Annotated in this window: 17 protein-coding genes; 7 read left to right on the forward strand and 10 right to left on the reverse strand. The window is 64.3% G+C overall.

Annotation, left to right across the window (positions count from 1 at the left end; all coding sequences use genetic code 11):
- Positions 1 to 240 precede the first annotated feature (240 nt).
- From XH87_RS27860 to cobS, 4 genes are all read right to left on the reverse strand, one after another.
- Positions 241 to 1,353: an NADH:flavin oxidoreductase/NADH oxidase gene (locus XH87_RS27860; RefSeq protein WP_271589679.1), complete on the reverse strand. Its 1,113-nt coding sequence runs from the start codon at positions 1,351 to 1,353 to the stop codon at positions 241 to 243.
- Positions 1,354 to 1,652: 299 nt separating this feature from the next.
- Complete coding sequence (locus XH87_RS27865) at positions 1,653 to 2,750, reverse strand: esterase-like activity of phytase family protein (protein ID WP_271589680.1); 1,098 nt, start codon at positions 2,748 to 2,750, stop codon at positions 1,653 to 1,655.
- Positions 2,747 to 4,651, reverse strand: a complete 1,905-nt coding sequence (cobT, locus tag XH87_RS27870) for a cobaltochelatase subunit CobT (protein WP_271589681.1) — start codon at positions 4,649 to 4,651, stop codon at positions 2,747 to 2,749. The genes XH87_RS27865 and cobT overlap by 4 nt, the downstream gene beginning before the upstream one ends.
- Before the next feature lie 182 nt (positions 4,652 to 4,833).
- Positions 4,834 to 5,832 (reverse strand): cobaltochelatase subunit CobS, encoded by a 999-nt coding sequence (cobS, locus tag XH87_RS27875; protein WP_035708178.1) that lies wholly within the window; start codon positions 5,830 to 5,832, stop codon positions 4,834 to 4,836.
- Between the two features lie 297 nt (positions 5,833 to 6,129).
- On the opposite strand from cobS, the gene XH87_RS27880 reads away from it, so the two are divergent.
- Complete coding sequence (locus XH87_RS27880; protein WP_271589682.1) at positions 6,130 to 6,783, forward strand: DedA family protein; 654 nt, start codon at positions 6,130 to 6,132, stop codon at positions 6,781 to 6,783.
- Between the two features lie 268 nt (positions 6,784 to 7,051).
- Here the strand turns inward: XH87_RS27880 and XH87_RS27885 are convergent, their stop codons facing one another.
- Positions 7,052 to 8,617: a winged helix-turn-helix domain-containing tetratricopeptide repeat protein gene (locus XH87_RS27885; protein WP_271589683.1), complete on the reverse strand. Its 1,566-nt coding sequence runs from the start codon at positions 8,615 to 8,617 to the stop codon at positions 7,052 to 7,054.
- Between the two features lie 144 nt (positions 8,618 to 8,761).
- Here XH87_RS27885 and XH87_RS27890 point away from each other — a divergent pair, with 144 nt between their 5' ends.
- Together XH87_RS27890 and XH87_RS27895 are read left to right on the forward strand one after the other, a co-directional pair.
- Positions 8,762 to 9,001, forward strand: coding sequence for a DUF1127 domain-containing protein (locus tag XH87_RS27890; protein WP_271589684.1), 240 nt, complete (start codon positions 8,762 to 8,764; stop codon positions 8,999 to 9,001).
- Positions 9,002 to 9,812: 811 nt separating this feature from the next.
- On the forward strand, positions 9,813 to 10,652 hold the full coding sequence (locus XH87_RS27895; protein ID WP_271589685.1) for a Crp/Fnr family transcriptional regulator: 840 nt from the start codon (positions 9,813 to 9,815) through the stop codon (positions 10,650 to 10,652).
- Positions 10,653 to 10,898: 246 nt separating this feature from the next.
- Here the strand turns inward: XH87_RS27895 and XH87_RS27900 are convergent, their stop codons facing one another.
- Entirely contained in the window at positions 10,899 to 12,119 is a 1,221-nt protein-coding gene (locus XH87_RS27900) for a citrate synthase family protein (RefSeq protein ID WP_271589686.1), read from the reverse strand.
- A 73-nt stretch (positions 12,120 to 12,192) separates the two neighbouring features.
- Here XH87_RS27900 and XH87_RS27905 point away from each other — a divergent pair, with 73 nt between their 5' ends.
- Entirely contained in the window at positions 12,193 to 13,287 is a 1,095-nt protein-coding gene (locus XH87_RS27905) for a citrate synthase/methylcitrate synthase (RefSeq protein WP_271589687.1), read from the forward strand.
- A gap of 225 nt (positions 13,288 to 13,512) precedes the next feature.
- Here the strand turns inward: XH87_RS27905 and XH87_RS27910 are convergent, their stop codons facing one another.
- Positions 13,513 to 14,145 carry a J domain-containing protein gene (locus XH87_RS27910; protein WP_271589688.1) on the reverse strand — a complete coding sequence of 211 codons (633 nt, stop codon included), beginning with the start codon at positions 14,143 to 14,145 and terminating at the stop codon, positions 13,513 to 13,515.
- Between the two features lie 127 nt (positions 14,146 to 14,272).
- On the opposite strand from XH87_RS27910, the gene XH87_RS27915 reads away from it, so the two are divergent.
- Entirely contained in the window at positions 14,273 to 14,542 is a 270-nt protein-coding gene (locus XH87_RS27915) for a BolA family protein (RefSeq protein ID WP_271589689.1), read from the forward strand.
- A gap of 174 nt (positions 14,543 to 14,716) precedes the next feature.
- On the opposite strand, the gene XH87_RS27920 is transcribed toward XH87_RS27915, so the two are convergent.
- From XH87_RS27920 to XH87_RS27930, 3 genes are all read right to left on the reverse strand, one after another.
- The gene (locus XH87_RS27920) at positions 14,717 to 16,069 is read right to left on the reverse strand and encodes a hemolysin family protein (RefSeq protein ID WP_271589690.1); all 1,353 of its coding nucleotides are present in this window, start codon (positions 16,067 to 16,069) and stop codon (positions 14,717 to 14,719) included.
- A gap of 67 nt (positions 16,070 to 16,136) precedes the next feature.
- Entirely contained in the window at positions 16,137 to 17,279 is a 1,143-nt protein-coding gene (aroB, locus tag XH87_RS27925) for a 3-dehydroquinate synthase (protein WP_271589691.1), read from the reverse strand.
- Positions 17,276 to 17,899: a shikimate kinase gene (locus XH87_RS27930; protein WP_271589692.1), complete on the reverse strand. Its 624-nt coding sequence runs from the start codon at positions 17,897 to 17,899 to the stop codon at positions 17,276 to 17,278. Before XH87_RS27930 ends, aroB begins: the two co-directional genes overlap by 4 nt.
- A 174-nt stretch (positions 17,900 to 18,073) precedes the next feature.
- Here XH87_RS27930 and XH87_RS27935 point away from each other — a divergent pair, with 174 nt between their 5' ends.
- Positions 18,074 to 18,220 carry a histidine kinase gene (locus XH87_RS27935; RefSeq protein WP_158668969.1) on the forward strand — a complete coding sequence of 49 codons (147 nt, stop codon included), beginning with the start codon at positions 18,074 to 18,076 and terminating at the stop codon, positions 18,218 to 18,220.
- 17 nt (positions 18,221 to 18,237) lie between these two features.
- Positions 18,238 to 19,197, forward strand: a complete 960-nt coding sequence (gene xerD, locus XH87_RS27940; RefSeq protein ID WP_271589693.1) for a site-specific tyrosine recombinase XerD — start codon at positions 18,238 to 18,240, stop codon at positions 19,195 to 19,197.
- Positions 19,198 to 19,304 lie beyond the last annotated feature (107 nt).

Raw genomic sequence — 19,304 nt, forward strand, 5'->3', positions numbered from 1 at the left:
CGGGCGGGAAGCGAGGGGCGAACGCGCGGTCCACAAATTGCACTGTCGTCTCTGCGAAAGCAGTGCGAAAGCAGGGACCCATAACCACAGGCAGTGGTTGAGCGAAGAGTCACAGTCAAGTTGTCAACGCACACCGGGGATCATCGTGAGATCACGCGGCATGGGTCCCTGCTTTCGCAAGGACGACGTTGATGAGGCGCCGCTATCGCGTCACATGTGCAGTGGGCGCGACGCGTCCGCTCACCGCGCCCCGAAGGTGGTCTTGCCGAACAGCGCCTTCTGCGTCGAGGGCTGCGAGCGCCAATATTGCGGCGGCGCTTCGACCTCGCCGCCGAGCTCGGCGGCGGCGTGCCAGGCCCAGCGCGGGTCGTAGAGCATGCCGCGGGCGAGCGCGACCATGTCGGCCTTGCCGGATGCGACGATGTCCTCGCCCTGCCTTGCGTCCGTGATCAGGCCGACGGCGATGGTGGGCAATCCCGTCTCGCGCTTGATGGCCTCGGCGAACTGCACCTGATAGCCGGGGCCGAGCGGGATTTTCTGCAGCGGCGAGACGCCGCCGGAGGAGGCGTCGATCCAGTCGACGCCGCGCGCCTTCAGCGCTCGCGCAAATTCGATGGTCTGGCCTAAGTCCCAGCCGCCCTCGACCCAGTCGGTCGACGACACCCGCATGCCGACCGGCTTGTCGTGCGGGAAGGCGGCGCGCACCGCGTCGAACACTTCGAGCGGATAGCGCATGCGGTTCGCGAGGCTGCCGCCGTAGTCGTCGCTGCGCCGGTTCGAGATCGGCGACAGGAACTGGTGCAGCAGATAGCCGTGCGCGCCATGCAGCTCGATGGCGTCGATGCCGAGGCGCGCGGCGCGCCTTGCGCTGTCGACAAAGGCCTCGCGGATGCGCTTGAGGCCCGAGGCATCCAGCGCCAGCGGGGCGGCCTCACCCTCCTTGTGCGGCACGGCGCTCGGCGCCACCGTCTGCCAGCCGCCCTGCCCTTCCGGAATCAGCTGGCCGCCGTCCCAGGGCCGCGCGCTGGACGCCTTGCGGCCGGCATGGGCGAGCTGCATCGCGATCGCGGTCGAGGAATGCTTGCGCACCGAATTGAGGATCGGCTTCAGCGCGGCTTCGCAGGCATCGCTGTAGAGCCCGAGGCAGCCCGGCGTGATGCGGCCGATCGCCTCCACATGCGTCGCTTCGATGCAGAACATCGAAGCGCCCGACAGGCTGAGATTGTTGATGTGGGTGAAGTGCCAGTCGGTGGCGACGCCGTCGTCGGCCGAATACTGGCACATCGGCGACACCACGATGCGGTTCTTCAAGGTCAGGCCGCGCAGCTTGATCGGGGAAAACAGGACGCTCATGCGGGGAGTTCCGGAAGGTGGGAGGGGCAATGCAGGAAGTGTAATGGGGGACGCGCGGATTGCTAGGCGCATCAGGGAATGGCGGCCAGCCTCGGCGTGCATTTCCGCAATCATTTGGTCGAACCGCGGCGCGGCATAATCCGCTGTCGTCCCAGCGAACGCAAGGGACCCATCACCCCAGGGAGCGGCTTGGCGAAGATTGGTCGTTCGGGACTTCTATCTGCTGACCCGATAGATCACGCGGTATGGGTCCCTGCGTTCGCAGGACGACAGCGGAGTCTGCCGCACGACAGCAGGGGCTACTCCGCCAGCGTGAACTGCAGCAGCAAGGTCCGCTGCAGCATCGAGAAATTGTCGTCGGAGATCAGCGTCAGCACCGTCTCGCCGTCGGCCGTGACGTGGGCGTCGATGCCTTCCATGTTGTCGATCTCGTGGCCGAGATCGGCGGCGAACAGCGCGGGGCCGTCGACCAGCGCACCCGGCACGATCGACTTCAGGGGGATCGAGCGGATGCGGATGTCGACGCCGGTGAACCAGGAGAACTTGCGTTCGAGGATCAGGAGCTCGCCGGAAGCCAGCAGCACGGCATCGCTGATGTCGTATCTCTCGGTGCGCCGCACGCTGAATTGGCCGGGCGACGGGCCGCCGATCAGGAAGGCGACGAGGTTGCCGTCGGCGTCCAGCCCGCGCTCGGAGAAGGCGATCAGGGTGCCCGCGAGCGGCATGTCCTGGTCTTTGCCCTTGGGCACGACGACCATCGCCTCCAGCCCCTTGTTGTGGGGCAGCTTGCGCAGGGCCGGCGGGACGCTGATCACCTCGCCGCGGGCGCGGGTGCCGCCCCTGGCGAAATCGTAGCGCAGGATCTGGTTGACGCGCTCGAGCCCGACATAGACGAGGGTGCCGTCGCGCGCGATCGATTCCGAATCCCACCAGAGGTGCTTTTCCGTGATCGGCCGCCCTTCGGCGTCGAGCAGCGGCGCGGCCTCGACGTCAGCGAGGCCGACCATGTCGCGGCCGGAATAGCGGATGGTGCCGGTGAACCAGCCGCCCTGATCGGAGATCGCGAGGAAACGCTCGCCCTTGCCGTCGAGGAAACGGATGCCGGACAAGCCGCCGAAGCCGCGATAGGCCGAGGTCAGCACCAGGCCGCTGCGATATTCCAGCGAGCCGAAGCGCGTGCGCGAGCGGTCGCGCGGTTCGAAATTCGGAATGGGGCGCGCGTTGACCTCGACGCTGACAGGCGCGGCGACGGCGCGCTCGACCTGGAGCGGAGCTTGACCTGTTCTTGGCGGCGGCTCGGTCGCGGCTTGCGCCCGCGCAAGGCCGGAGACTGCGAGGGTGGAAAATCCCGCCGCCGCGTGACCGAGAAAGCTGCGGCGGGACGAGTGCGTGCTCACGAATGCAATTTGCGTCGCGGGCGACCGGCTGCTTGCGTGGGCGCCGTGTTGGTCTCGCTGAAGAGTTCGGCGAGCTTCTCGGTGATGGCGCCGCCGAGCTCCTCGGCGTCCACGATCGTCACCGCGCGGCGATAATAGCGCGTCACGTCATGGCCGATGCCGATCGCGATCAGCTCGACCGGCGAGCGGGTCTCGATCTCCTCGATGATGTGGCGCAGATGCCGCTCGAGATAGTTGCCGGGATTGACCGACAGCGTGGAATCGTCGACCGGCGCGCCGTCCGAGATCATCATCAGGATCTTGCGCTGCTCGGCCCTCGCCAGCAGGCGCTTGTGCGCCCAGTCCAGCGCCTCGCCGTCGATGTTCTCCTTGAGCAGCCCCTCGCGCATCATCAGGCCGAGATTCTTGCGCGCACGGCGCCAGGGGGCGTCCGCGGACTTGTAGATGATGTGGCGGAGATCGTTGAGGCGGCCGGGATTGGCCGGCTTGCCGGCGGCAAGCCACGCCTCGCGCGATTGCCCGCCCTTCCAGGCGCGCGTGGTGAAGCCGAGGATCTCGACCTTGACGCCGCAACGCTCCAGCGTGCGCGCGAGAATGTCGGCGCAGGTCGCGGCGACCGTGATCGGGCGGCCGCGCATCGAGCCGGAATTGTCGAGCAGCAGCGTCACCACGGTGTCGCGGAACGTCGCCTCCTTCTCGTGCATGAAGGACAGCGGGTGATAGGGATCGGTGACGACGCGCGACAGCCGCGCAGGGTCCAGGATGCCCTCTTCGAGATCGAACTCCCAGGCGCGGTTCTGCTGCGCCATCAGCTTGCGCTGCAGCCGGTTGGCGAGGCGGGCGACGATGCCTTGCAGATGCGCGAGCTGCTTGTCGAGATAGGCGCGCAGGCGCTCCAGCTCGTCATGGTCGCAGAGATCCTCGGCGGCGATGACCTCGTCGAATTTCGGCGCGAAGGCGTGATATTCCGGCCCGCGCGGCTCGTTCTTGCCGTGCGCGTTCGGACGCGTCGCCTCGCCGGGCGTCTCGTCGTCGCCGAGCTCGCCGTCGTCGAACGTATCGGAGGTCGAGGCCTGCGCGCTTTCCATCGCGCTCTCGCTCATCTCCTCGCTCGAAGCCTGCGCCTGATCGGCGCTCATCTCCTGCGCGGCATCGGAATCGGGCGAGCCCTCGGCGCCGGACTGGTCGTTGTCGCCGTCCCGGTTCTCGTCGTTCTCGTCATTGTCTTCGCTGTCGGCGTTGCGCTCGTCGCCGAGCTCGAGCGCCGACAACAGATCATGCACGGCGTCGCCGAACCTGGTCTGGTCCTCGACCACGCCATCGAGCCGGTCGAGCCGCTTGCCGATCTTGTCTTCGAGAATCGGACGCCAGAGATCGACCATCTTCTTTGCCGCCGCCGGCGGCGCGAGGCCAGTCAGGCGTTCGCGCACCAGCATCGCCAGCGCATCGGCGAGCGGCGCATCGGCGCGGTCGGTGATCTCGTCGAAGTTGCCGCGATGGAAATGGTCGTCGAGCATCGCGGTGAGGTTCTTGGCAACGCCGGCCATGCGGCGCGCGCCGATCGCCTCGACGCGAGCCTGCTCGACCGCCTCGAACACGCCGCGGGCCTGCGGATTGCCGGGCATCAGCTTGCGATGAACCTTGGGATCGTGACAGGCGAGCTTGAGTGCGATGGAATCGGCGTGGCCGCGCACGATCGCCGCATCACGCCTTGTCATTTTCCGCGCCGGCTCCGGCAAGCGCGCCTTGCCCGGCGCAAGGCCCGGGCGCTCGGCGGCGAAAGAGACGTCGAGCTCGGGCGATTTCGCGATCGCCTTCAGGCAGGAGGCAACCGAGCGCTTGAACGGCTCGGTCGGCGCTTCCTTGTTGCTGCGGAATTTGGAGTTGGAGGTGGTGCTCATCTCGATCTCACCGTCGTCCCAAGCTCAACCTGATCCGTCGTCCCCGCGAACGCGGGGACCCATAACCACGGGGAGAGGTTGTGGGCGAAGCTGGTAACTCCGAGTCTTCGCAAAACCACTCCCTGTGGGCATGGGTCCCGGATCTGCGCTTCGCTTGTCCGGGACGACACACCGAGAGAACTTCAGCTCAGCGCCACGTTCACCGCCGATTCCGGCAGCTCCGCGTTGAAGCAGCGCTGGTAGAATTCGGCGACCAGGGGACGCTCGAGCTCGTCGCATTTGTTGAGGAAGGTGACGCGGAAGGCGAAGCCGATATCGCCGAAAATGTCGGAGTTTTCCGCCCAGGTGATCACGGTGCGCGGGCTCATCACCGTCGACAGATCGCCATTGGCGAAGGCGTTGCGGGTCAGGTCGGCGAGGCGCACCATCTTGTTGACGATGTCGCGGCCTTCGCTGGTGCGATAGTGCTTGGCCTTGGCCAGCACGATCTCCACTTCCTCGTCGTGGCTGAGATAGTTCAGCGTGGTGACGATCGACCAGCGGTCCATCTGGCCCTGGTTGATCTGCTGGGTGCCGTGATAGAGGCCCGAGGTGTCGCCGAGGCCGACCGTATTCGCCGTGGCGAAAAGCCGGAACGCCGGGTGCGGCTTGATCACCTTGTTCTGGTCCAGCAGCGTCAGGCGGCCGGAGACTTCGAGCACGCGCTGGATCACGAACATCACGTCCGGGCGGCCGGCGTCGTATTCGTCGAACACCAGTGCGACGTTGTGCTGGAGCGCCCAGGGCAGGATGCCATCGCGGAATTCGGTGACCTGCTTGCCGTCGCGAACCACGATCGAATCCTTGCCGACGAGGTCGATGCGGCTGATGTGGCTGTCGAGGTTGACGCGCACGCAGGGCCAGTTCAGGCGGGCGGCGACCTGCTCGATATGGGTGGATTTGCCGGTGCCGTGATAGCCGGTCACCATCACGCGGCGGTTCTTGGCGAAGCCGGCGAGAATGGCAAGCGTGGTTGCGCGGTCGAAGCGGTAATCGGAATCGACTTCGGGCACATGAGGATCGACTTCGGAATAGGCCGGGACTTCGAGATCGCTGTCGATCCCGAACACCTGGCGAACCGACACTTTCATGTCGGGCAGACCGGAAACTTCCTCAACTTTGGACAGGGCGGCGGTCGTCATCAATCCTCCGAGGTCCCGGGCGGTCCCGAAACCGGTTATTCGCACGTTGGCTGCGGCTGGGTGCTGGAAAGCAACCTATCAGAGACAAGTGGCCGGCAGAAGCCCGCCCCCCAATCAAAGTTCCATTGTCTTTTCATTTAGATAGGCAAGGAACGCAGTTTTTGGAGGGCTGCCTTGCGAATCACGCCCGAATTTCGGGCGGGGTAACGTCGCTGCCTGCTCAAATGGCACTTTGGCCGCATGTGCTTACTTAGGTAGGGTCTGAATTCCAATGCTCCAACCCGCCATAGATACCGCGTGACGTCTTTTCTCGATCCCCTCATCTCCTTCGTCTCGGCCCATCCGTGGCTGGGCTATCTGACCCTGTTCCTGGCGGCGCTGCTCGAAGCCGTTCCGGTGGTGGGATCGGTGATTCCCGGTTCGACCATCATCCTGGCGCTGAGCGCTCTGGTTCCGGGCGGCGAATTGCAGCTGCCATGGGTGCTGCTGGCGGCCGCGCTCGGCGCCGTGCTCGGCGACGGCTCGGCCTACTGGATCGGGCACCGGCGGCAGCGCGAGATCCTCAACACCTGGCCGCTGACCAACTATCCGCGCGTGGTCGCCGAGAGCGAGAATTTCTTCCACCGCTTCGGCACCTGGGCGGTGTTCTTCGCCCGCTTCGTGCCGCCGGTCCGGGCCTTCGTCCCCGTGACCGCCGGCGCGCTGGGCATGGCGCCGGCGAAATTCTACGCGGTGAACATCCCGGCGATCCTGGCCTGGGCGCCGGCGCATGTACTGCCGGGCGTGCTGGCGGTCACGGCCCTGCACGAATATGCCGGGCTGCATCATCACGGGCATGTCGGCAAGCATATCTGGATCTTGACGGTGGTTGGCGTGGCGATCCTGCTGGGTTTGGCGGGATGGATCTATCGCCGCCGAAATGGCGTCACGGCGGCGAAGTCGCAGGCATGACGCTCATGTGATGGTCGTCGCGGCGAAAGCCAGGGCCATTCGGGCGTGTACTCATAAACGCCATCAGCCCGTGCCGATGCCCGCCTGAGTCCGATCAGTCTTCAAAACCAGAGATGGCAAGTTGGCCATGGCCAGTCGGCTAAGGGCCAGAGGCGGACGACCGACGGTAGATCAGCAGTCCTACAAGCCGACGCTTGCTGTACGATGAGCCAGGTGAGCATCGGGCGACAAGCTCGGGGCCAACAAGGCGATATCGACCATCCACATCTCACTGCGGTAGTCCGGCTTCTCTAAGGCCGTGTATCATTCTTGCGATGTACTCCGAAGGACGGCGAGACAGCCATCTCTCCATTTCGGTAATGCATATCTTCGGGCTGATCGCACGAATGCGTGCAGTTGCCGCTCTCGCTCGATCCCCGGCTCCGATGAGCGCGCTACTTGCCGCGACAACGAGAAGTGCCGGGGGATAGTTTGGCTTATCGCGCAAGCAAAGTTCGGCAGCAAACAGCGCCTGTTCGTCGCGGCCGGCATTAAAGTGAGCTTGGGCAATCCCGGCGCGCACACCAAAAAGAAATGGGTCGAATGGACTGAGGCGCTCGGCTTGCGCGAACCGTTCGATCGCCGCATCGGATTGGCCATTTATTACCTGCACCCAACCGCCGAGGAACCAAGCGGTCACTAGGTTGGGATTGAGCACGAGAGCCCTACTCGCCAAGTCGGCTCCCATCTCAACCTCGCCGGCTATTTCGGCAAGCACAAACCCCGCGACGCACAGCGCTGTCGCATCATCGGCGCCCAATCGTGCCGCAAGCCGCGCCAGCCGCTCGGCTTCCCGGGCGTCCTCACTATCCGCTAGCCCAGGGTGAGGAACGACATAGCACCATGCGGCCATTGCACTGGCTAAGGCAAAACTGGGGTCGAGCTGGATTGCCCTTTTGAACAACGCTAGGGCTTCGCGAAGGGATTTTTTGCTCCCGCGATGGAAGCTCGCCAGTCCGCGCAAATAGTAGTCGTACGCACGAAGGTTCTCGGTCGGTTTGCGCCGCGCGCGCTCGATCTCAGCCTGCTCAACCTTTGGCGAGATAGCACCGACGATCATCGTGGATAACTTGTCCTGGAGATCGAAGACGTCCTGCAACGTCGCATCGAAGCGATCCGCCCAAATATGCACACCCGTGGCTGTATCGATCAGCTGGCCGGCGATGCGTAGCCGGTTCACTGACTTGCGGACGCTGCCCTCCAGTATATACCGCACTCCCAACTCGCGTCCCACCTGCTTCAGGTTGGTCGCACCCTCTCGGTAAGTGAAACTTGAATTACGCGCGATGACGAACAATGTCTTGAAACGGGAGAGTGCAGTGATGATTTCCTCGACCATCCCGTCAGCAAAATACTCTTGATCCGGTTCTGAGCTAAGGTTGACAAAGGGTAGAACGGCGATTGAAGGCCGGTCGGGAAGCGGAAGTCCGGCTCCTGGCTCTTCCACCGGGCCGTCCAGGATCCCTCTAGTGCCCAAATCCCCATTCGCTTCGCGAACAGTACCGATGAAACGAAAGCCCTTTCTCGGCAGTGTCTTAATGAGGCGCTGTTGTTCTCCGGTGTCACCAAGAGCGCTCCGGGCAGCGTTTAGACGCGTCGTCAATGCCGCATCCGACACGCTGCGTCCATTCCAGATGGCGTTGATGAGGTCGTCTTTGCTGACAACCTGCTCCCTGTTGCGGATCAGGTAATCGAGCAGGTCAAAAACCTGCGGTGTGATCGACACCGCATCAGTGCCCCGATGCAGCTCGCGCCGTTCGGTGTCGAATGCGTATTCCTCGAAAAGATAGCGCAAGCTGCCATTCCTTCTCGGGGCCGCCTCTGTATTAGCGCACGAAGAATAAGCCGCCGGTAAGAGAAATGTAAGCCACCAGTTATGCGCGCCGGCACCTCTTGCAGCAACCTCCGCCTAGTGAACAGTCCAGGCAGGACACCCTCAATGAGCACGATCCACGGGACCACCGAGCTGAGACCGGCAACGGCAAGGCGGCAGGTCTACAGTCCTCTCGAAGCATACTGGAATGCATTTCAGGAGTGGCGCAAACGCCGGAGATTACTGGCCAACTTGTGCGACTTAAGTGACAGGGAGCTTACGGATATCGGTATTTCGCGAGGCGAAATCGACTACGTCGCCTCGCACCGGGGTAGCGATCCGCGAGGCATCCTATCCGGCGAATGAATGCTGATATCTGATAGCGATGGAAGAACGAATGATTAGTCACAACCAGAAGGCGTAGTCGCGCAGTGGTGACTTCCGATATGGTCATCAAATCGGGTCGATTGGCTATGTCCGTGGTCGTGTCCGGTGTACCACAGAGAGCTCAGGTCAACGCGAATATGGACGTTCGACGCTCAGGGCACTTGCAGCCGTGGCAGACGCGACCGCTCAAGTTGAGCAAAAAGACGAAAACAAAATGGTAGGACGTGAACCAATTCACATCTGACGAGGAGGAAGTATGAAAGTGGTAACTTACTAGAACCAAGGCTCGGGGAATGATTGCCAACCCTCCTGCTACGGAGTGCTCCATGAGCGGCGAACGGTGGCCTTACCTTGCCGGCGTTGCATCAATCATCTTAGCGATCTCCTTTGCGTACTTACTTGAACGGAAGTGCCAAAGAGACCTTGCAGTTCAACGCTCCTTTCCATCTGCTCTGTCCGAGCTCATTGTAGGAGACGAGCCGATTAGGTGTTGGTTTTGATAATTGATCTATGTGGAGGCCGGCTACTGCTCTGGGCCACAAGCGGCGTCCGGCCCTTCGGCGAAGGAATACGTCTACGGCCAGAAACGGCTTTGTGCATCGCAGGACGAAGCCCCCGGAGCCCCGCTCGGCCTGAGCGATGACACGCTACCGGCCACACGCCTGTGATCACTAAAAACAACCGTGCCGGGTAATATTGAACGTGGATCGATACCGCTTGTGCTGTCCGACTCGTCTGTCACGTATCCGCGAACTCCAACATAACCGAATGTTTGCATAGGGGTGATCCGATGAATTCCAATGCAGATTTTTCGAGAATTCTAGACCGCATACTTGATACAGCGGCCGACAATTTCAGGATCGCAAAGATCCTCGTTCAAATGGGACTTGATCCCGACAACATCACCTACGACGCACTGTTCAATCGACTGTTTGAAATTGTGTTGGTGAATATCACGCTCGCCAACATGTTCGCCTTGGTTGGCGCCATATTCTTTGTCGCTACCTTGCTGATGCAGAGAATGGTGCCGCTGCGGGTCGCGAATATGGTCGGCTGTACATTCTTCGCAATTTCTTGCGCGCTTTCTGGAAGCGTCGCCACCTTTCTGCTTTATCTGCTGCTGTTGCCAGTCAATGCCGTTCGCCTCCGCCAACTGCTCAAGCTCGTTAAGAAAGCACGTAACGCGACGCGGGGTGACAGGTCGATGGAATGGCTCAAACCATTCATGACCGAACGTAGATATCGCCGAGGCGACATACTCTTCAGGAAGGGTGATGCCGCTTCGGAGATGTTCCTCATCGTCACCGGGACGTTTCTCGTCAAAGAAATCGGCGTCGAGCTTCCGCCAGGGCGCTTCATGGGAGAGCTTGGCTTTCTCACACCCGATAACCGGCGAACCGCGACTGTCGAGTGCATAGAAGATGGCCAAGTCCTGACCATAACTTATGAAAGGCTACTTGAAATCTATTTTCAGAGTGATCAGCAATTCGGCTACCATATCCTCCTTCTGACCAGCCAGCGTCTTTTGGAAAACAACCAACGACTCCAGGAAAGCATCTCGCGGCTGGAAGCAGCTCTCGCACAAGAGAAGGCCGCGCGACAGATGGCAGCTGCGCGGGGCGCGGCTTGAAGGGCATCAATTACCGGTGAGGGCTTACTGTCGCCGCGCAGTGCGGCTCTCGCGACGCAACGATGTCCGCTTGGGGTCAAATGCTGCCGGTCACGCTCAGGCCGGAGCCTTCCGCTTTGCGTTAGTAGGCTGACGTTTTGGGATATGCGTCCCGGTCCTTGAGAGTTTGCCGGAACTCCCACTGCCGCGAGGATGGTATAGGTTCTGGCCTTCGCCCGGACGACGGCAGAAGATCGCTTGACGACGCTAGGTCGCGGCTCCCGCCCGCCGCCCCGGCGCCGGCCCCACATACCTCGCCCGCGGCCTGATCAACTTGCCGAACTGCAATTGCTCGCTGGCATGGGCGATCCAGCCGACGCTGCGGGCCATGGCGAACAGCGCGAGCTCGCTGCCGGCGGGCAGGCGCAGCGCGTGCACGAGCACGGCGAGCGCATAGTCGATGTTGACGAATTCGCCGGTCGCCTCCGCGATGCGCTCCGGCACCTCGCGGGTGAATTTTCGCGGCGCGCCGGCGCGCGACAGCGCGTTCAGCAGCGATTGCGCGCGGGGATCGCCGCGCTTGTAGACGCCGTGGCCGAAGCCGGCAAAACGCTCGCCGAGCGCGACGCGCTCGCGCACCATCGGCTCGACGTCGCGGTCGACCAGCGTTTTCACGAGCTGCGAGGCCAGCACGCCGGCGCCGCCATGCTTGGGTCCCTTCAGCGCGGCAAGGCCGGCGATGACGGAATCGTAGAGATTGAGACCGGTCGAGGCCGCGCAGCGCGCGGTGAAGGTCGAGGCGTTCAGCTCGTGATCGGCGAGCAGCACCAGCGCGCGGCGGATCAGATCGGGCGCATGCTTGGCGTCCGCCGCCCAGGCCTTGGCGATCTGCTGGTGCAGCAGCTCGGCCGACGGCTCGGCGTTGAGCATGGTCGCAACCAGGAGGCGGACGATGCGCGCGCCGACCAGCGCGCGGCCATCGGGCGCACGGGTGAAGGCGCGGGGATCGGCACTCGCGGCCAGCGCGAGCACGGCGATGGCGCGGTCGATCGGCGCCGCCCGGCGCGCTGCCGCTGCGATCGCGCGCATCTCCCGGGATATTTCAGGCTGATTGTCCGGATCGAACGGATCGACGCCGGAGACGTCCCAGAGCAGCGTCGCCGTGTGCTCCAGCGTGTCGCTCTCGGAAAGATCGACGCAATTGACGCCGCGATAGATCGCGCCCTCCTCGGTGACGGTCGAGATCTCCGTGTCCATCACCGGCAGGTCGGCGTCGAAGCTGCGCAGCCCGCGCGGCTCCGGCGACGGCACGCGGCGCTCCTTCAGCGCCCGGACATCCTCGGCGCGGTAGCGGTTCTTGCGCGAATCCGGCGTCGGCTCGGAGCGGATCAGGCCGCGGCTGACATAGGCGTAGAGGGTGGCCGGGGAGATTGCGAGCTCGGCGGCCGCCTCCCGGGCGGAGAGGTACAGCCCATCGGAATTTTTCATATTGATTTACGTAATCAAGATTGATCAATCTGTCGAGAGGGTCAACCTTGCTCCCGTGAAAAGGAGACAGGCCATGAACATCCACCTCACCAAGAGCCAGATCGGGCTGGACGGCGTCCCCGCGGCTGAGACCGTGCTGAGCCATGTCGACGGCGAGCGCGGCGAGCTGATCATCGCCGGCGAACATGTCGGCCGGCTGGCTGGCCGGTCGAGCTTCGAGGGCGTCACCGCGCGGCTCTGGAACGGCGCGAGCAGGACCGGCTTGAGCGAAGCCAATGTGCGGGCGAGCCTCGGCGCGGCGCGCGAGCGCGCCTTTGCGCGGCTGCCCGACCTCCTGCCCGCGACGCGCGGCATGGGCATCGTCGACGGGTTCCGAGCGGCGGTCGCCGGGCTTCGCGCCGAGAACGGGCTCGAACACGAGGCGACGATCGTCGGCGCCTTTCCGGTGATCGCAGGTGCGCTGGTCCGGCGCGCCAGAGGGCTCGACCCAATCGCACCCGACCCGAATGCGAGCCATGCCGCCGACACGCTGCGGATGCTGCGCGGCGCCTCGCCGGAGCCGCGCGAGGTCACGGCACTGGATGCCTATTTCGTCACGGTCTGCGATCACGGCATGAACGCCTCGACCTTCACCACGCGTGTGGTGGCCTCGACCCAGGCCGACCTGTTCGCCGCTGTCACCGCCGGTTATTGCGCACTGACCGGCCCCCTGCATGGCGGCGCGCCGGAGCCGGTGCTGGAAATGCTCGATGCGATCGGCTGCAGCGAGCGCATCCGGCCATGGGTGGATGCGGCGCTGGCGCGCGGCGAACGGCTGATGGGCTTTGGCCATCGCGTCTACCGCGTGCGCGATCCGCGCGCCGACGTGCTCAAGGCCGCAATCGAGCGGCTTTCGGCTGACGGCGCCGACCTGCCCTTTGCCGGCGAGGTCGAGGCCTATATCCGCAGCGCGCTGCGCAAGAAGAATCCGGATCGGCCGCTGGAGACCAATGTCGAGTTCTTCACCGCGATCCTGCTCGATGCGCTGGCGATTCCGCGCCAGGCCTTCACGCCGATCTTTGCCGTCGCGCGGGCCGCCGGCTGGACCGCGCATGCGCGCGAGCAGCAGCGCACGGGACGGCTGATCCGGCCGAGCTCGTCCTATGTCGGGGCGATGCCGAAGGCGTGAGGCGCGACGACAGCGCGGCATAATGTCGTCCCGGCGAAGGCCGGGACCTATGCCGCGTGATCTATCGATAGTGGGAGGTGAGAGTACCGCGGCAAGACTTCTTCACTACCAGTCTTCTTCACTGCCAGTCTTCGCCAAACTACTCCCTGACACTATAGATCCCGGATCTGCGCGCCGCTTCGCTGCGCTTGTCCAGGACGACACCGGGTGTGGGGCGCGAAGACCTTACGCCTCCCGCACCACCGTTTTCAGATAATTGTACGCCTTGATGATCTCGATCAGGCGATCCTCGGTCGAGCGGTCGCCGCCATTGGCGTCGGGGTGGTGCTGCTTCACCAGCGCCTTGTACTTGGTCTTGACGTCGGCGAGCGTGGCGCTGGGGCCGAGGCCCATGACCTGGAGCGCCTTGCGCTCGGCGTTCATCACCTTGCGGGTCTCGGCCTTGGGCGCAGCTTCCGGACCCTTCCGCCAGCTGGCGCGGCCGTTGATCTCGCTGAACATGCTGAACGGATCGGACGCCATGTCGATCTCGGCTTCCGATCCCTTCTTGCCGCCATTGGCGCCCATCTTCCAGGTCGGGCGGTGGCCGGTCAGCGCATCCTTCTGGTAGCGCGCGACCGCGTCGGCATTCATGCCGGAGAAGAAATTGTAGTTCTGGTTGTACTCGCGCACATGGTCGAGGCAGAAGTGCCAGTATTCGCGCTGGTTCTCGCGGCCCTTCGGAGCGCGGTGCGCGCCCTTGTTGGCGCAGCCCGCCCACTCGCAATTGACCACGGTGTCGCGCGGCTTCACGTCCGGCTGCTTGCCCCGCGGCTTCACGCGGATGGAGTCGAAGAACTTCGATGAATCGATCGGCATGGCTGACTTTGACTACGCAATGCGAAAACCTTCAAGTCTTGACATTGCAATTCGCTGAGCACCCGGTCGCGGCGACCTTGCACGTCCGGGTATTGACGGGGTGCGATCGCGCACCTTAATGGCACACATGGCTATGAAGGACACTATCGGCAACAAGTTGCGGCAAGCTTTCACGCCCGAAAGCCTGCAAGTCGACGACGAGTCACATTTGCATGAGGGCCACGCCGGCCATCGGCCGGGCGGCGAGACGCACTTCCGTGTGTATATCGTGTCTGCCGCCTTCAAAGGGAAGAGCCGGGTCGAGCGCCACCGCATGATAAATTCGGCGCTGGCCGCGGAACTCTCCGGCGGCGTGCACGCGCTGGCAATCCGGGCGCAGGCGCCGGGGGAAGGGTGATGATCTTCACCCTCCCCTGGAGGGGGAGGGTCGGCACGCAATCGAGCGAAGCGAGATGCGTGACGGGGTGGGGTGATCTCTCACCACGGGCGGTATGCAATGTGGAGAGATCACCCCACCCCGCTCGCGCTGCGCGCGATCGACCCTCCCCCTCCAGGGGAGGGTAAGAGAAAATCAAAACGACGTCCCGGCCCTTCTCGGCTTGGCCTCTTCCAGCTCGGCCTCGCGCGGCACCGGTGAAATACGGAGCGCGGTGATGCGGTTGCGCTCGCGGCGGAGGACGCGAAAGCGGAAGCCGTGGAAGGTGAAGCTCTGGCCGCGGTCGGGAATCGAGCGCGCCTCGTGGATGACGAGGCCGGCGACCGTGGTCGCCTCTTCATCGGGCAGACGCCAGTCCAGGGCGCGATTGAGGTCGCGGATCGGCACCGAGCCGTCGACCACGACGGAGCCGTCGGGCTGGCGGCGCACGCCGGCGACCACCACGTCGTGCTCGTCGGAGATGTCGCCGACGATCTCCTCCAGAATGTCCTCCAGCGTCACGAGGCCTTCGACCTCGCCATACTCGTCGACGACCAGCGCGAAATGGGTCTTGCGACGGCGGAACGCCTTGAGCTGCTGGGATATCGGCCGCATTTCCGGCACGAACCAGGGCGGCAGCATGATGGTGGTGACGTCGATGCGAGAGGTATCTCCCTCCGACGCCCGGATGGCCCGCAACAGATCCTTGGCGTGAAGAATGCCGATGATGTTCTCCGACTTGTCGCGCCACAGCGGAATGCGGGTGTATTCGGTGGCCAGCACCTCCCGCACCAGCTCCTCCGGCGGCAGGTCGGCATTGATCATCACCATGGCGGTGCGGTGGACCATCACGTCGGACACCGTCAGCTCGCCGAGCCGGAAGACATTGTGAATGTACTCGGCCTCGCCGCTCTCGATCTTGCCGTGCACGGCCGATTCCTCGACCAGGCCCTCGATCTCGGTATCCGTCAGGATGTCGTGCTGCGAAAACTCCTGGACCCCGATCAGACGCAGGATCGCGCTCGACGCAGTGTTGAGACACCAGCTCAGCGGATAGAACACGAGGTAGGAGGCATGAAGCGGATACGCGATCCACTGCGACACCGGCATCGGCTCCCTGATCGCGAGCGTCTTCGGCACCTGCTCGCCGATGATGATGTGCAACGAGGAGAAGACCAGGAAACCCGCCACGAACGAGGTGAAGTGCAGCGTGGCCTCCGACAGACCGAGCGGTTGGAGGACCGGACTCAGCAGCGCAGACACGGTCGGCTCGCCGATCCAGCCAAGACCGAGGGAAGCCATGGTGATGCCGAGCTGGCAGCAGGCGAGGTAGGATTCGATATTCCCCATCATCGTCTGCAGCAGGCGAGCGCCGAAGCGATTTTGCTCGACCATGGCCTTGACGCGAAAGCCGCGGCTTTTCACCAGCGCGAATTCCGCAGCCACGTAAAACGCGTTGGCGGCGAGCAGGAGGACCGCAAGCAGAAGATTGATCGAGATCGAACTCATGTTTGCCTCGCGGCCGCCCCGGCATTCCCCGCCATTTCGCGGGCAGCCGATCCGAACGGTCCCGCCATCACTGCGACAGTTTCGACTGCAGGAAGTCGCGCACCGGCGCCGGCTCGACGTCCTTCGCGATCACGGCGCGTCCCACGGCCTCCAGCAGGATGAAGGTGAGCTTGCCGCGCTTGACCTTCTTGTCCTGGGCCATCAGCGCCATCAGCGCATCGGCATCCGCAAGCCCTTCCTGGGCAAAGCCCGCGATGTCCTGCAGGCGCGTGGGCAGACCCGCATCGATCAGGTGACGCTCGACGCGCAGCGCATCGGCCGCGCCGATCATGCCGAGCTCGGCCGAGAACTGCGCCGCCAGCGTCATGCCGATGGCGACGCCCTCGCCGTGGAACAGGCGATCGGAGAAGCCGGTCGCCGCTTCCAGCGCATGGCCGAAGGTATGGCCGAGATTGAGCAGCGCGCGCTCGCCGGTCTCGCGCTCGTCGCGCGAGACGATTCCGGCCTTGGCGCGGCAGGAGGTCGCGATCGCGTGCTCGCGGGCCGAGCCGCCCTTGAAGATGTCGGAATGGTTCTTCTCCAGCCAGCTGAAGAAGGCCTCGTCGCCGAGCACGCCGTATTTGGCGACCTCGGCATAGCCGGCGCGGAACTGGCGCGGCGACAGCGTGTCGAGCACGGCGGTGTCGGCGATGACAAGCACCGGCTGGTGGAAGGCGCCGAGCAGATTCTTGCCCTGCGGCGAGTTGATGCCGGTCTTGCCGCCGACGGAGGAATCGACCTGCGCCAGAAGCGAGGTCGGCACCTGCACGAAGTCGACGCCGCGGCGCAGGATCGCCGCGGCAAAGCCGGCGAGATCGCCGACCACGCCGCCGCCGAGCGCGATGACGAGATCGTTGCGCTCGATCCTGGCGGCGATCAGGGCTTCGCTGACCTTTTCGAGGCCGGCATAGGTTTTCGAGATCTCGCCTTCCTCGACGACGATGCGCGAGGTCGGAATGCCGCTTGCTGCGAGCGAGGCCTCCGCGGGCTCGAGCCAATGTTTCGCGACGGTCCGGTCGGTGACGACAGCCGCGCGCACGCCCGGCCGCAACGCGGCGACCCGTTCGCCGAGCGAGGACAGCACGCCGCGGCCGATGACGATGTCATAGGCGCGATTCTCCAGCTCGACGTCGACCTTGACGGGTTCGGAATGTTTCAACGGCGCAGTCATCGCAGGGCACTCGCAACGTCGGCAGGTGGTTGGGCGGCCTGTCCGCCGCAGAGATGGGCGTGCAGCGCCTCGATGCATTCCTCGACGATTCTGTCGTGCGGCACGTCGCGCGAGGCGATCGTGAGGTCGGCATTGGCATAGACCGGCTCGCGCTCGGTAAGGAGGCGCGTCACCGTCCCTTCCGGATCGGCGGTCTGGAGCAACGGACGGTCGGCGCGGCGGCGCACGCGGCGCATGATGACGTCGTGGTCCGCTCTCAGCCAGATCGAGACTGCCTTCGCCGCGATGCGCGCGCGCGTCTCCTCGCGCATGAAGGCGCCGCCGCCAGTCGCCAGCACCACGGGACCACCATCGAGCAGGCGGGCGATCACACGGGCCTCGCCATCCCGGAAATGCGGCTCGCCATGGCGCTCGAAGATTTCCGGTATGGTCATGCCCGCCGCCGCCTCGATCTCGGTATCGGCATCGACGAAGGGCAGCTTGAGGCGGGCCGCCATGCGCCGCCCGACGGTGGATTTGCCCACCCCCATCATGCCGACGAGCACGATCGAGCGCGCACCGAGCGCCGACAGGATGTCGGCCTCAGGCGAAGCAGGAAGCGGCAATGCGGCGTCGGACATTGTTTCGCTCGATTGGATCTCGCTCGATCTGCCGCCGGAGGCGGCTGCCTGGCCACCTATACGATCCCATGGGGGCCCTCGCCAGAGGACTCTTGCCACGAAACGGCGAACATGTTGGATGATTTCATTGACTAATTTGGCCCAGAACCCGCCCCGAGACGAGACGCCAGAACGATGCCCAGCCTGTTCCGCTTCCTGACGGTCGTCGCCGTGATCGCCGGCATCGTCTATGGCGTGGTTTTCGCGCTGGCGAATTTCGTCGATCCAAAGCCGCGGGAAATGACCGTGACGATCCCGCCGGATAAATTTCTCAAGAAATAGGAGCTAGCCTCCTGGGCATGCCTACCCAGCCCTCAGACGCCAGGCTCACCGGCCTGTTCCTCGACATGCTCGCGGCGGAACAGGGCGCCGGGCCCAATACGCTCGACGCCTATCGCCGCGACCTCACCGATGTCTCGGAGTTCCTGGGCCGCGCCGGCCACAGTCTTGCGGATGCGCCGACGCAAGTCCTGCGCGACTATCTCGCCGATCTCGACAGCCGCGGCTTCAAATCCACCAGCGTCGCGCGGCGGTTGTCGGCGATGCGACACCTCTACCGCTTCCTCCTCAATGAGCGGATCCGGACCGACGATCCCGCCGCGATCCTGTCCGGCCCCAAGCGCGGCCGCGGCCTGCCGAAGGTGCTGTCGATCGCCGACGTCGACCGCATGCTCCGCCGCGCCAGGGAATTGAGCGAGGCGGCGGATGCCTTGCCGTCGAAACGGCTGCGGAGCTTGCGGCTCTATTGCCTGCTCGAGGTGCTCTACGCCACCGGCCTGCGCGTCTCCGAGCTGGTGGCGCTGCCGCGCTCGGCGGCCAAGCGCGACGCCCGCATGATCGTGGTGCGCGGCAAGGGCAACAAGGAACGGCTGGTGCCGCTCAACGATGCCTCGCGCCAGGCGATGGCGGACTACCTCGCCGCGACGGAGGCCGCGAAGACCGAGAAGAAGAAAGACAGCCTCGCCGCCTCGAAATGGCTGTTTCCGTCCTTCGGCGAGAGCGGACATCTGACGCGGCAGCATTTCGCCCGCGACTTGAAAGAGCTCGCAATTGCCTCCGGCCTCCAGGCCCGGCTGGTCTCCCCGCACGTGCTGCGCCACGCCTTTGCCAGCCACCTGCTGCACAATGGTGCCGATCTGCGCATCGTGCAGACCCTGCTCGGCCACACCGACATCTCGACCACGCAGATCTACACCCATGTGGTCGAGGAGCGGCTGAAGAGCCTGGTGCGCGACCTGCACCCGCTGGCGGAGAAGTAGAAGACTGTCGTCCCTGCGAACGCATTGCAAAAGCAGGGCCGACAGCAACCCATGAAACCGCCTTGACTTCGGCCGCATCTCCGCGGAAAGAGCCGGGGCCTCACGAC

Source organism: Bradyrhizobium sp. CCBAU 53415 (genome assembly GCF_028128735.1).
Taxonomy (GTDB): domain Bacteria; phylum Pseudomonadota; class Alphaproteobacteria; order Rhizobiales; family Xanthobacteraceae; genus Bradyrhizobium.